The sequence below is a fragment of the Desulfoplanes sp. PS50 genome (genome assembly GCF_053851535.1).
Genome location: NZ_JBSPZA010000025.1, coordinates 18235 through 32242 on the forward strand (window position 1 = coordinate 18235; position 14008 = coordinate 32242).

Annotated in this window: 10 protein-coding genes; 3 read left to right on the forward strand and 7 right to left on the reverse strand. The window is 54.1% G+C overall.

What is annotated here, in order from left to right; genetic code table 11:
• Positions 1 to 201 precede the first annotated feature (201 nt).
• Complete coding sequence (gene thyX, locus ACTVJH_RS11440; RefSeq protein WP_455990684.1) at positions 202 to 852, forward strand: FAD-dependent thymidylate synthase; 651 nt, start codon at positions 202 to 204, stop codon at positions 850 to 852.
• 291 nt (positions 853 to 1143) lie between these two features.
• On the opposite strand, the gene ACTVJH_RS11445 is transcribed toward thyX, so the two are convergent.
• From ACTVJH_RS11445 to ACTVJH_RS11460, 4 genes are all read right to left on the reverse strand, one after another.
• Complete coding sequence (locus ACTVJH_RS11445; RefSeq protein ID WP_455990687.1) at positions 1144 to 1884, reverse strand: UPF0280 family protein; 741 nt, start codon at positions 1882 to 1884, stop codon at positions 1144 to 1146.
• A 304-nt stretch (positions 1885 to 2188) separates the two neighbouring features.
• Positions 2189 to 3331 carry a hypothetical protein gene (locus ACTVJH_RS11450; protein WP_455990690.1) on the reverse strand — a complete coding sequence of 381 codons (1143 nt, stop codon included), beginning with the start codon at positions 3329 to 3331 and terminating at the stop codon, positions 2189 to 2191.
• 47 nt (positions 3332 to 3378) lie between these two features.
• A complete protein-coding gene (locus ACTVJH_RS11455; RefSeq protein ID WP_455990693.1) occupies positions 3379 to 5481 on the reverse strand; it encodes a right-handed parallel beta-helix repeat-containing protein in 2103 nt (700 codons plus the stop codon).
• 432 nt (positions 5482 to 5913) lie between these two features.
• Complete coding sequence (locus ACTVJH_RS11460; protein WP_455990696.1) at positions 5914 to 7035, reverse strand: glycosyltransferase family 4 protein; 1122 nt, start codon at positions 7033 to 7035, stop codon at positions 5914 to 5916.
• Positions 7036 to 7231: 196 nt separating this feature from the next.
• On the opposite strand from ACTVJH_RS11460, the gene ACTVJH_RS11465 reads away from it, so the two are divergent.
• Entirely contained in the window at positions 7232 to 8062 is an 831-nt protein-coding gene (locus tag ACTVJH_RS11465) for a glycosyltransferase family 2 protein (RefSeq protein ID WP_455990699.1), read from the forward strand.
• Between the two features lie 57 nt (positions 8063 to 8119).
• Positions 8120 to 10723 (forward strand): tetratricopeptide repeat protein, encoded by a 2604-nt coding sequence (locus tag ACTVJH_RS11470; protein ID WP_455990702.1) that lies wholly within the window; start codon positions 8120 to 8122, stop codon positions 10721 to 10723.
• A 148-nt stretch (positions 10724 to 10871) separates the two neighbouring features.
• Here ACTVJH_RS11470 and ACTVJH_RS11475 read toward each other — a convergent pair whose 3' ends face one another.
• The 3 genes from ACTVJH_RS11475 to ACTVJH_RS11485 form a co-directional block, all read right to left on the reverse strand.
• A complete protein-coding gene (locus ACTVJH_RS11475; protein ID WP_455990705.1) occupies positions 10872 to 11189 on the reverse strand; it encodes a TusE/DsrC/DsvC family sulfur relay protein in 318 nt (105 codons plus the stop codon).
• A gap of 328 nt (positions 11190 to 11517) precedes the next feature.
• On the reverse strand, positions 11518 to 13248 hold the full coding sequence (locus ACTVJH_RS11480) for a tetratricopeptide repeat protein (RefSeq protein WP_455990708.1): 1731 nt from the start codon (positions 13246 to 13248) through the stop codon (positions 11518 to 11520).
• Complete coding sequence (locus ACTVJH_RS11485; protein ID WP_455990711.1) at positions 13245 to 13979, reverse strand: class I SAM-dependent methyltransferase; 735 nt, start codon at positions 13977 to 13979, stop codon at positions 13245 to 13247. The genes ACTVJH_RS11480 and ACTVJH_RS11485 overlap by 4 nt, the downstream gene beginning before the upstream one ends.
• Positions 13980 to 14008 lie beyond the last annotated feature (29 nt).

Here is a 14008-nt window from a genome sequence, read left to right on the forward strand (position 1 = left end):
GGCGACAGGGGCAAGCTTCATGTCGTTCGAGATCCCGGCCTTCGCCGAGATGACGACGAGGGGCGAAACTTCAGCTCCAAAATAACAATTTTTTTTCAGGACTCGACAATGCGCTCCAGCAACGTGTAATCTCTTAAATTTCTTAAATTTCTTAAATCTCTTAATTTTCTAAAATTTTACATTGTATCAGAGGCCAATCACATGCGAATCATTGAACCTTCCTATACCATATTGCAGATGCCTGACGGGAACCAGGTGCTCGAGCATCTGGAACGGGCGGCCAGGACCTGTTACAAGTCCGAGGACAAGATCACTGAAGGGTCGGCCAAGAAACTGATGGGCAGAATCCTGCAGGTCAAGCATGAGAGCGTGCTCGAACATGCCTGCGTGAGCGTACGCATTGTTTGTGACCGGGGCATTTCCCACGAGATTGTCCGGCATCGGCTGGCCTCTTTTTCCCAGGAGTCCACCCGGTATGCCAATTATTCCAAGGAAAAATTCGGAAGTGAAATCACTGTGATCCGACCTTTTTTCTGGTCCGAGGATTCCAGGGAATACGGGTTGTGGCTCGAGGCCATGGAAAAGGTCGAGGCCGTGTACCTGGCCCTGCTCGAGGCCGGGGCCAGGCCCCAGGAGGCCCGTTCGGTCCTGCCCAACAGTTTGAAGACCGAAATCGTGGTCACCGCCAACCTGAGGGAGTGGCGGCATATCTTCAACCTGCGCTGCGCTTCGCCTGCCCATCCCCAGATTCGTCAGATCATGCTGCCCATGCTGGCCAGCTTTCACGAACGGATTCCCGTGGTCTTCGACGATTTATACGAGACTTTTCAGGAAGATATAGCAAAATGGTAGCATGGTAGGCCGTTTTTGCTGCGTGGAAGCCAAAAAAAACGTCATCCCGGATCTGCACCGGAATGACGTTTTTTTTTGATTTCCACCTGAGTACCTTACTCGTGAAAGTCTGCCATAAAAAACAAGCAAATTTTATAACCTCTTAAATTTAAGACCTAAAACTTAAAACCTAAAACTTAAAACTGCGGCTTGGCCGCATGAGTACCTTACTCGTGAAAGTCTGCCATGAAAATAAGCAAATTTTATAACCTCTTAAATTTAAGACCTAAAACTGTGGCTTGGCCCCATGGCTCATTGTAACCCCACAAGCTCCATTTCACCCCGAATGCCGATCTGTCCCTGACATTGGGCCACAACGCCCAGCAATCCCCGGGTGCTGAAGTCTTCCGCCAGGGCCAGGACCCGGCGCAGATCCTGGCGTGTGCGCAGTTCGTTGCACAGCCTGGTTGCCGCGGCATCAGCCAGGGCGCCGCTGCGGGCCCGGGTCACCACCAGGTCGCCCCTGCCAAGACTCAGGGAGTGGCCGATGGATGCTGATGACGCGCACACGGCGCAGGGGAAATCTTCGGGTTTCAGGGCAAGTCCCAGGGTCATCTCGTTGTTCGGGTCGGGAAGCAGACCGATGGTGCGTGGGATACTCGAACGGATGAAGATGTCGCCCCCGTTTTCCACCAGGATGTCTCCGCATTGTGGACCAAAGGTATCGGCCACATCCTGGGCAATGGCCCCGGCAACTGCGGCCATGGGGCCGACCTGCATGACCTGGGAGGCCTCGAGCATGGCCGCAATGATCCGCGGTCCGTTTGATTCCAAGGGCAGAGGGACCAGGGATGTCAGAAACGCGGGATGCAGCTCGGCATAGGCCATTATCCGGCCGCGCAGTCCATGGACATGGTCGAAGATGGGTTCCCGAACATCCTGGTTACAGATGATGCACAGATCTGTCTGTTCCACCACCACCTGGAAGACGTGTTCCCGGTCTTGAGCATAGGTTGTTCTGTAGGCACGATAGGTTTCGGTGCGAAGGGTCATGAATGATTCCTGTGGAAAGAAGATGATGCCTGCGATACTCAGACCAATTCAGCCGCGCCCTTGTGGACGCGGCTGAATTGGTCTGCAACGTGGCCGAATCGTGTCGATGGTGTTTTATTGTGACTCAGGCGTCGTCTGGGTACCGCATGAAGCGTGTAATCGCCTGTAAAGGAAAAAGCCTTGCTCCCGGCGATATGACGTACATTTTGGTATATGAGTACCTTACTTGTGAAAGTCTGCCATAAAAAACAAGAAAGTTTTATAACCGCTTGAACTTAAAACCTAAAACCGCGGCTTGGCCGCATTAGAAAACAATGACCACCCTGCATCTGGACATGAAATTGGTGCTGTCGTCAATGATGGCAAAGAGCTCGCTGCTTGCTGCGTCCGGCAACAACAGGGTCCGGCTGCTTCCCGTGATCGTGCCGGCCGCCTTGACCGTGTAGGGGAGTTTGCCCACCATGGAGGATTGCTGGGCCTGGCGGAGGTCACGGTAGAAACGGGCATATCCCTGACGGACGGCAATGTGTCTGTCCACGTACGAACCCGGATAAATGAGTTTACTCTTTCCAAAGATATTGGGCCGCAGGCAGGGCTTGAAACCTGTGCCCCGGGCATCGATGACCAGACCGGTGTATCCGGCCTGGTTGCCGGATGCCGGACCGGATGTGGCGGGTGCGGTCGAGGTTCCCTCGAGCGTGGCCAATCGTTTGGAAAGGGTCTCCAACTGGGCCAGAATCCTGGTCTGGTTCGCCTGGAGTTCCTTGAGCGTTCCGGAGGTGCTCAGGGCGACAGGCTGGAGAGCGATGGGCTGGTTTGCAGACAGCATTGTGATCAACTCAAGAAACAAGTCGGAAAGGGCTTCCTGTCTGAAACGGATGTTCTGCAGGGAGTTGACGTGCTGCTCCAGGGCCTCGATCCGTTTTTCGAGCCGGGCGAGTCGGGCGGCCATGGAGATGTCGGTGGACGGGGTGGAGGCCGGGTATTGAGGCGTTTGCTGGTCCGAGAAAAAGATCTGACTCAGTTCCCCGGTAAGCGGCATACTGATGGTCGCGGTGCATGATCCGTCCGGAGCAAAGGCATAATCCTGGATCTGCGCGCCCTTGATCACCCCTTCGACCCGGGAGACAATAGTATCATCCTGGACCATGTAATTTTTGACCGTGGTCTGCGAGTCGATATGCACACCCTTGACGACCTCCAGAAGATTGCGCTGGGCAACGACCTTGGCCGCTTCACGGGCCAGGATTCTGGCGTGGGCCGCATTCATGGCATTGGGGCCGGCGACACCGAGTCCGGTTGCCGTAACCCGCAGGGATTGCCAGTCAATGGATCCGTAGTCACCGACAGGTTCCATGCCGTGAGAATCAAGAGCCCAGGACCAGGTGGCGAACAAACAACTCACAACGAGCAATACGAATGAGAGATGGGCGCGATATGGTTTCATGGTCTTCCCCCAACGAGGTGAAATACATGGTTCAGCGATCATGGTGATCAGGGCCGAGCGGACAATACAGGATCGATGAGCAAGCCTTCCCCGAGAAACAAATCCGGCCTTGGCTCTGGGCTCCCCCAATAGTTGTTGCGCAGGTCGATCTGCACGGGGACAAAGCTCTGAACCTGGAAGGGGGTGTTGTTTTCAAAGATATTCCCATGGATTTTTGGGGACACCCCTTCCCCGGCAATGAGGATGCCGCCCATGCCCTGGTTGGCGTGCACATGGCAGGCTGTCATTTCCGGCCCGGCTCCATCACCCAGATCGATCCCGACCTGGGAACTGGCCGTGATCTCTGTATGGGAAATGGATGGAGATGCCTTGACGAGCTTGAGCCCGGTGGATGCCCTGGAGATGCGCACATGGGTCATGACCCCGCCCGGCACATCGATCATGGTGATACCCTGGTAACTTCCCGAGGGTGCAGTGGCGGTTTCGGGTTGAAGGACGATGGGGCGATCGGGCTGTCCGTAGAGAAACAGCCCGCCCTTGTTCACGACCAATCCCGTATCCGGCCGGAAGAGAATGGTTGTTCCGGGTTCCGCATAGATACCCCCCCTGGGGCCGACGACCAGGTTTTTTTCAACGATAAAGGGCCCTTTGGCCGCACGTAAGAGGATGGATTCATCCACAGTCCCGCCCAAAACAGGACCGGGCTGGGCAAATGCGTACAGGTTGGGATGGGGAAGGGCGACCGCTTTCACGGGCTGGGTGAATTCGCCTTCATTACCGGCCTTGTCCACAGCCCGGATTGCGACATAGACAGGTTCGAAATTGGTCTGGTCTTGGAGCATGTGCCTGCTGGACTCTTTGCTGGCGAGCAGGGTGAAACCGGATTTTGGGGTCGGGCTGGTCCAGATCTCATACACGGTGATGTCCGGTTCGTCTGATGCGGTCCAGTTGAGTTCGATTTTGTTGTTCAACGGCGAGGCGATCAGACCTGCGGGAATCTCGGGAGCCTTGGAGTCGATATCCACCAGGTTTATGGGATCGAGGCGTGTAGCCTGGGTTCCGGCCGTGGCGACCAGATAGCCTTTGGGCATCAGGCCATAGGCCTGCCTGCCGGGCTCGACCATATAGACGCCTTCATAAATCTCCCGTTGGGCCAGCTCCTTTTCAATGGCCGCGGAGAGTTCAGGGGTGAGCTCGTGGCCGTTGGCAACATATTGTTTCTTGATCTCCGTGAGGGTTTCTTCCCACAGGGCGGCCTTGACTGCTGCAGGGACCGGTGAAAGCTCGATGCCGGATTGGAAGGATTCCAGATCCACATAGGCCCTGGCCCCGGGATCGCCTATCAGCCGGAAGGAGACAGTCTGTCCGGCCGTAAAGGGATGGTCGGCGTTCATGTAGGTGAACAGATCGATTCGCGGGATTGGTTGTCGGGTTGCCAGTACGGATTCCGGCAGTTCGATGCTGCTGACGATTTCCCGGAACAGATTGTCGTTTTGCTCGAGCATGGCCTCTTCCCTGAGGTTCCACACAGAGGCCAGCGCGCTCATGGCCAGGCCGATGGGGGTCAGGGAAACACCGCCGGCCGTGGCCCGGCTGACATTTTTGGCCCTCCAGAGGAGGTTGCCCGAGGAGAGCTCCCACATCTGCACCTCGCAGCCGACCGCGATCTGGGAGAAGATACCGGCGAACAATCGGTCGAAATGGGTGATGTCGCCGGTGACCAGGGCATCGACCCCAAGGAGGGACTTGAGTTTTTTGGGATTGGTCTCCAGCAGTTCCCTGACCTTTTCCGGGGTGTCCAGACCGGCGTTTTTCAGCCTGAGATCGGTTTCATACATTTCCAGATCACTAAACGGCAGGGAGGAGATGTGATTATACATCCCCTTGCGCACGATGGCGGCCGGGTCTTCACTGTCCATCTCCAGAGACCAGGCACTGGGATCCGCCTTGTGAAAGGGGGCCACCGCCACGGAGTTCGGCGGGCGTTTGCGCATGAGCGGGGTGTTTTCATACTCACCGTTGAAAAAGCTGAACGCCTCGGTGGTCATGATCGCGGTTGGTTTTTGACGCGATCCCGTATGGGCACAGGCTGTCATAAGTCCCAGACAGACCAGGAGCAGAATATAACGGACCGATGATCTGAAAGACATGATGGTAGTTCCCCCATGGCATGAGTGGAATGAATCGGCAGGTTACAACATGATGGTTTGACCATTTCACAGGAAGGGAGAAAAAACAAGAAAAAGGGAAAAAGGCAAGTGCGCAGAAGGCAGTGCGCAGAAGGCAGTGCGCAGTGCGCAGGAGAATGGAGACGGGAGGCAGGGAGGCGGGAGGCGGGAGGCAGGGAGGCAGGGAGGCGGGATATGAATCACCATAGGGACGGATTGCTGTGTCCGGCGAAAGCTGGAATGAAAAGAATGGGAACGTGACAATTAGTTGTTATGATTCGACGACAGGGGGGATTTAAGAAATTTAAGAAATTTAAGAAATTTGAGGGAGTTAAGAGATTGAAGAAATTTGAGAGGGTTGGAGAATTAACAAGGGGATGCAGCGGCTGGGAACAGTGACTCAGGGTGGTGATTTCAGGAAGGGGATCTGTGCTCGAGCAAACTCTTGTAGATGGCCAGGGTCTGGTTCAGAAAGTCCTGGCCGGAAAGATGTTCGATGGTTGCGGCCTGTTGACTGCGAAGGGTCTGACGAAAGCCGGGATCGTTGACGCTTCGGGCAAAACAGTCTGCCAGGGCGGGGACATCGCCGGGTGGCACCAGGGCGTGGGTCTGGAGCAGGTCGGGCATCACCCCTACCGTGGTTCCGATCAGGGGGATGGAGCAGGCCATGATCTCCAGGGCGGCCCGGGCAATGGTTTCGGACCACAGGGAAGAAACCACCCCGAGATCAAGCCCGCTGATGCATGCGCGGATGTCGGTCCGCTTGCCCGTGATTACGGTAATGTCTTGGATCCGGTTTTCCTTGATCCATTGTCTGACCTGGGCTTCGCTCGTATCCGTCTCAAATCCCAGAAGCATGAGTTTGATTGTTTTCGAGCCGATCAGGTTCCTGGCCCTGGCCACGGCCTCGATGGTCTCTTTTTGTCCCTTGACCCGATCGAATCGCCCCAAAAGACCGATGACGACATCCTGATCAGTGTAGCCGAATTCCTGGCGGATTTCGGCGCGTCCCCTGGGGTCGAAAAAGAATCTGGACCGATCCACGCCCCCGATGATCTGAAAAAGACGTTTGGGGTCGAGATGAAATCTGGTTGTGAAATGGTTGGTCATCCGGGTGTTGGTGGAGATGACGGCATCGGCCACGTGGCGGTGGAGAACCCGGTTGAAGATGTTCGCCTTGGGCAGACGTTGATCTCCCCGGGTGCGGACCAGTCTGAAATTTTGCGTGTACTTGCGCAAAAGCCCCCAAAGGACAAAGGATTCCCCCCGGTGACAATTGACAATGTCAGGGCGAAAGTACTCGAGTAGCCTGATGATCTCTTGAGAGAGTCGGATCACCCCCCAGGGGGTTTGCGTATTCAGGTCCATTGGGCTAATGGGAAGTCCCCACGAACACGCTTTTTCAAAGGACTCCGTTCCCTTAAGCCCCAGAATGCGGACCTCATGTCCAGCCTCCAGGAGCAATTTGCTCAAATAGAGTCCGTACCATGCTGTCGCGTTGAAGAAACGCACATTGACGACCTGGATGATTTTCATGGGTATTCGGGAATCTTGTTTAGCTCCAACTACCTGACGTATTTTTTTTGGCATATGCAGGGCCATTTTAACGCATTGAAAACGTTGAATTTACGAGATGCAAGGCAATGCAAAGAGTTGGCCTCAGGATGTTCGATCTCTCAACTCTCTCACATTTTTTACACCCAGAAAGCAGGCGTATCCTGCACCCGCTGCCATGCCCCTTGTCTCTGTCATTATACCCACATACAATCGATCCGGACTGTTCCAAAAGGCGGTCGCTTCAGTCCTGGAGCAGACCTGGACGGATCTGGAGATCCTGCTGGTCGATGATGGATCCGATGACAATACCCTGGCCTGTGCCTCCTGTATCAAGGATACCCGTCTTAGGGTATTCAGCCAGGAAAATAAAGGGGTCAGTGCGGCCAGGAATCTGGGGATCGCGCATGCCCGGGGGCGCTTTATCGCCCTGCTTGATTCAGATGATCAGTGGTTGCCCACCAAACTCGAGCGTCAATTGCGGTTCATGGAGGCGGGCGGGTTTCATATCTCCCAGACCGAGGAGATATGGATTCGCCGGGGGAAACGGGTCAACCCCAAACATATCCATACCAAATTCGCAGGATGGTTTTTTATTCCATCTCTGGCCCTTTGCCTGATCAGCCCGTCCTGTGTCATGTTCACCCAGACCTTGTGGAACGCGGTCGGCCCTTTTGACGAAAGCCTGCCTGCCTGCGAGGATTACGATCTCTGGCTCAAAACCGGTTTGCGCTATCCTGTCGGTCTTGTCCCCGAACCCCTGGTGATCAAAACCGGGGGACGGGCGGATCAGCTTTCAGGGAGGATCATCGGTCTTGACCTGTATCGATTGTATGCCCTGCGCAATCTTCTCGAAAAAGGGGATGTGCATGGCGATGAAAAGCACAAGCTCATCGAGATGCTGCGTTTCAAGGCGCTGATCTATATGCAGGGATGTTTGAAACGCGGGCGGGTCACCGAGGCCCTGCGTCTCCGGGAGCTTCTCGAGCCCTGGCTGGACGATGTCTGACCCTTTGCTGTTTTGGCGGTTTCAGTTTTTTCCACCCTCTCTCAAGGATAGTGTTTCGTGTACCATCTTTCATCTCTTGTCGGACAGCTGAAGCAGAAGGAAGAGGCCTTTGTCGTGGCCAAGGGGTATGCTCTGTGGCTTGTTTGGGAGGATACCCTCTCCGATACTGTGGCCCAGACCCTGTCCAGCTACGGGGGCTTCGCCATTGCCCGGGAAACCGAGCATGCCTTGTGGTTCTTCCCGGGAGAAGAGGTCTTCAAGAGTTTGGCCCAGATCTACACATGGTCCCAGATCCACCCACTGGCTCTGTCCGTTCAGGTGTTTCCGGCCAAGCTGTTGGTGGCCTATGATTTCACCATCGGGTTAGCGGTGGATAAGACCATTGTCAGTCAGAAGATTGCCGTTCCCAAGGAGCTGGATATCCTGGTTGCCCCGCAGGTGGACGTGACACTTCGCCGTGCTCCCGGACTCCATTTCGCCCCTGTCCAGCGGGAGGGCCTGTCTCAGGGGCAGTGGACCCGACTTACGGTCGATGTGGGATTGGATTATTCAACCTCTTTGGCCTGGTTTCTGATCATCAAGCCCCTTGGAAATGCCCTGGATCGAAACTTTGTCGATGGATGGAGAGTCTATTCCGCACGGTTGAAAAAGCTTTTCGACCAACTCAAAATCAAGTTTCTCTATTCCGAGAAAATGGAGGTTGTGCTCTATTGCAAGACCTACCAGATGCTTCAGACCATCTGCCTGGAGCTTATGGGGCTTATTGACGGCAGTGACGAGGAGGTCAAGGCGTGGCCCTGTATCTATCTGGGGGTGGAAAAGGGCAGTCTTCATTTCAGCAAGGAATTGTCCCAGAAAATTGATGTGTCCTGGGATTATTTAGAATCCGATTTCATCCATTTACCCCTCAAGACAGTCTATCAACTCGGGTCTCCCTTTCAACCCGTTGGGACCCTTGTGCCGCTTGAGAAGCAAACCGGCTTGGATAGCCTTGTCAAAATGGTCCTTGACGAGACAGGGGAAGAGGGAAGTATCGGCAGGCTAAAAATTTTTTTGCCCCACCATGTTATGGACGGGGATAATCCCCCCTGTTTTTATTGCGGTCTTTGCAATCATCCTTCAAGGGAATGTCCCACCCGTATGATCCTCAGTCCTGACGTAGGTATCCATGATGCCCTGGCCGAATTGGATCCTGACAGACTGCAGCTGGCCTTGAGCCGCATCGACAAGATGCTGGCCGAAAATGGTCTTGAGGGGATCAAGAATATTATCCAGGAAAAAGATGACGCATCGGTGGTCATGACCGCTTTTTTCGAGATCAATGCCCCGTGTCAACTCAGAACCATGCGCCTTGTGTGGCGGAGTAAAGGGAAAGACTGGCCCCGAGGACTCAAGGAATTGATGCCCCAGGAGGATGATGCCTCGTGGGCGGGATTGCATCGATTACGCAACGGGGATTTGGCCACGGCGACCACCCATCTCGAAACCTTTCTGCAGAATAGTCCCAGAAACTACAAGGGAAAGACCTTGCAGGGGCTCATCGCCATGGAAAGGGGGCAGTTCAAAAATGCCCTTGGATTCTGGAAGGAGGCCGAAGAGCTCAGCTTCACGTCGTTGCATCGATCCTATCATATGTATCTACGGGCCAGGCTGCACGAGGTCATGCAGGAATATGAAAAGGCCATGCATCTCTATCGTGAGGCCGTCCGCATGAGTCCGGCCATGCTCGAGGCCAAGTACCGTCAGGCCGCATGTCTGCTCAAAATGGGATTTGCCGAACAGGCCCTGGGTATTTTTCTGGATCTCATCGAAGAAGACCCTCGGGTCATGAACATGATCCTGATCGATCCGGAACTCGAGCGGGGGCATTTGCATCTCATGTCCGGCCTGTGGAAGCCGTGGAACAAAGCCCAAAAGATGGCCAAGTTGTGCATCGAGGAGAGTGAGGGATTACGGCGTACTGTGGAGCAATGGTTTACCTCGGATCATCCGGCCCATGACGAGTTCAAGGACCGGTTGGCGGCCATGCTCACCCACCGGGACAAGGAAAATTTTGTCCACCTGGTGCATCTCGCCAGAGAGAGCGAATCCCTTGCCAGGGATATCCAGAAAAGGGTGGAAAAGGATATTCAGGAACTTCACATCAATTGTAAGAACATGTACAACGAATTGGAAAAAATTCAGAAGGAGGCGGGATGGTTTCCTTTTTCCAAGTTCCTGAGGCGTTTTAACCGGGATTTCAATATCTGTCTCAGGGAATTGAATGTCATCGGCAGACTCAATCTCTATCATCCTGACAGCTTTAAAAAAGGACATGTCGGGATGATCAGAGCGGGGGATGCCCTTGACCGGCTTCGCGAACATCTGAAGAGTCTGGTTTTCATCAGGGACACGACATTGTTCATGCTTTTGTTCGGGAAGAACTTCCTCTGGTTCGAGGTCATCTGCCTGATCCTGTCCATTGTGATCGTCCCTTTGCTTATCATGTGGGGACTCAAGACCGGGCAACCGTGGGGCTACGCATTGGATGCTCAGAAATGGCTGATCTACAAGGTGGTCATTATCGTGGTTACCATCTGTGCCCTCGGGGGGGCGGCCGTCTGGACGACCATGCGTTTTGAAAAGAACCGCAAAAAGTATATCCAAAAGCATATACCATGATGCTCCGGCAGGGCCCAACCAGCATATTCCAGGTACGTGTATGAGAACAAATTTGCCTTGAGGTGCAGATATGGCAGATAGGGTTGTTGGACACAAAAAAAGGACGATCAAAAGATCGTCCTTTTTTTGTGTCCAACGGGATGCTCGATTATACGCAGCCGGTGGGTTTGGGAAGACCAGCCATTTTACAGGCTCCCTTACCCGGTCCGGAGGGGAACAATTCGTAGATATGTTTCAACTTGAAACCGGTAACCTTGGAAAGGATACGAACCATGGGAGCGATACCATTTTTCTTATAGTAGTCCTGAAGAAAGTCGATGACTTTCTGATGTTCGTCAGTAATTTCCTTGATGCCTTCACTTTCTTTTACGAAGTCGACCCACTCAGGGCTCCACTGCTCGAAGTTCAACAGGAAACCGTCTTCATCAACATCAAACTGCTTGCCCTCATATTCGACCATTGCCATACGAATAACCTCCTTAAATGATTAGTGAGATTAACGAGTATCACCGTACTGCTAATCTGCTGTAACAAATTCCTCTCGTAAGGTTATGTAACGCTGGTTTGTGATAGCTCCCAGGGGGGATTATTCATACACAAACCATCCTTGCATCTTCGATTCAGGTCTATAGACGAAGAATTCGCTTCCTGCAAGAGGAGAATGCCTGATTTCGTCATTTGATGTCAGCTGAATAAAAACAGATCACATAAAAAAGACATCACACCCTTAGATGTCGATCACCTGACTTGTCAACGGTTTTCGGGTTTGATTGTGTACGAAAAAAGGACGGGGATCACGTCTGGGAGGCCAGATTTACCAGGTGTTCCCATGCAAACTCTATGGATGGGTCCATGGTCACGGCCTCTTGGAGACAGGCGAGGGCCTGATCGATTTGACCCGTATTTTGGTAGCAAAGCCCCAGGTTGGCCATGTCCATGGCCGAGCCGGCATCCAGGGCAAGGGCTTTGCTAAAGCAACGGGCCGCTTGGGCGAAATTGCCGAGCTTGAACAGACAAACCCCGTGGAGATTGTGGTACTCCTTGACGTCTTCCTGCAGGGATATGGCCCGGGTGAGATGGAGAATGGCCTCTGACCATTGTTCCTGCAACGTCAAACAATGACCCTGATAAAATGCCGACATGGCCCGATTCTCGTCGTCGGGTTGCACGTCCTCGGACCGGGCGAACAACGTGAGGGCCATCTGGAGATTGCCCTGGTTCAGGGCGAGCTGGGCCCGGAAAAAAGGCAGAAAATGGGCTCCAGGACAGAGTTTTTCCAACTGGTCCAATTGTATCTCGACCTCATCTAAAGAGGCGGTTTCAAGGATCCGTTTGCCTGTGAGCATACCCAGTGAGGCGTGAGGGGTACGCTCCCTGAACGAAAAGCCCGGAATAAAGGTGTAGTGGGTGGGTATTCCCAAAGATTCAAGTGTGGTCGCAAGGGTGTAGACCGCATATCCCTGTTCGGCCAGGGCCTTGACGGCGTGTTCGAGTTCACGGCCAATGTCGTTGGATGCAATGGAGGGAAGATCACAGAGACGACATTTTGGCCCTTTGGTGATCCAGGCGGTTTCTTCGATGGTGGTGTATTTGGAAAGGCCGGAGGGTTCGTAGGTTGTCTTGCTTTCAAAATCTCCCGCCAGTTGAGCCACCTCGGTCAGGGCCCGTATGGCCGCTTTGGCCGGCGAGGTTGCCGTGCCTGCAGTGAAAACGATTTCGCTGTGTTCCGGAAAGGTATTCGGATCAACAGCCAGGGCCGCAACCGTCGGCAGGGGCATGGAGCCGGTCATGTCCTTGAGGGTGACCTCGATGCCCTGGACGCGGAATTTGTCCATGAGTTCAACCAGGATCGGGTCGTCATCTTCATGAACGGCTATGGTCGGCAGGATCGGGTGATTCCGGTCGGCAAGGGCGCAGACATGGCGCTCCACGAGTTCACAAACGGCCTGGAGGATGGACTCGCTGTCGGTGTTTCCGGCTGACGACCCGTTGTATTCGTTGAGCTGCCTGAACCAGTCAATTGGAACCATGACCTCGCGACCTGTTTTCAGGTCGAGGGCCTTGCTGAATTTCCAGGCGGTCAGGTCGAGAATTGCCGCCCCTTGTTCAGGGGTGCAGGGATCGTCGACCGAGTGGAGAATTTCCTGGATGGGAATCAGTTTCTGGCCGAATGCCTGGACCGCCTGGGACCAGGTCATGGAGGTGAACCGGGTCTCATCGTTCCAGAAGGTAAAGAATCCGTATCGCTCCATGAGCTCCATGAGCGCCGAGGCCTCGGCCTGGTCCGGGGAGGCCCCTTTGCCCATCTGCTTGCGTCCGGGCATGACTGTCTTGGCATGGTCACCGCAAATACTCATGAACACGGGGATGCCGAGACGTCCGGTATCGATCCGTCGGTTTTCAGCAAGAATGTTCTGGCCGCTTGTGGCAAGGGCCTGTTTCACTCGAGCCACGGTTTCGGCCGGGGAGCATGCCTTGTCCAGATCCTTGTGATACTTTTTGAGGCAGGAACCCAGGGTGATCATTGGGGGGTGACCTTGGTTTTGGGGGTGAGACGGTACAAAGCGGTCTGGAAAGAGGAAGCAGCGTCGCTGCCTTTGCCCGTGTACCCGATCTGTTTGGTTCCGATTTCAAAAAAGGGTGCTGCCTGGGTCAAAAAATCGTATTCTTTACGGGAGGTGTCCCGGGTGAACAAGGCCATACCCTCCGGCGTCAGGCTGTTGCGCAGAAAACGAATCAGTTGGGCGGCACAATCCTTGATATAGAATACTTCGGAACCCATAATGAGATCAAAGGGCTCTTCTGTATCCTGGGTCAGGATATTCAGTGGTTGGACCCTGGCCGTTTTTTCAAGCCCGTTTTTGAGGATATTGATCCGGGCGAAGAGCAGGGCATCCTTGTTGATATCCGAGATTGTCGTTGAAAATCCGCGGGCTGCGGCTGCAAGGGCTGGAATGCCAAGTCCGGCACCGATTTCCAGGACGCGTTTGTTCCGATCAAAAGGAAATTGGGCCACGGAGAGTGCCAGAAGCGTGGAGGCAGGCCATATTTTTGCCCACAAGGGAAGTTCGATATTTTTGCCCTGGCCGGATTGATTTGCCAACTGGTCCAGGTAGTCGGTCATATTGTCGATATGGGTGATCTCGAGGGTCAACTCACCGATCCGAACCGGTTTGAAGACAATGGAAAACCGCTGTCTGGCAAAGGCGAGAAGATCTTCGAGGGATGCATCGACTGGTGGGATTGAAGGGGCCATGGAGGTGTCCTCTTACACTGGGTCGTTAC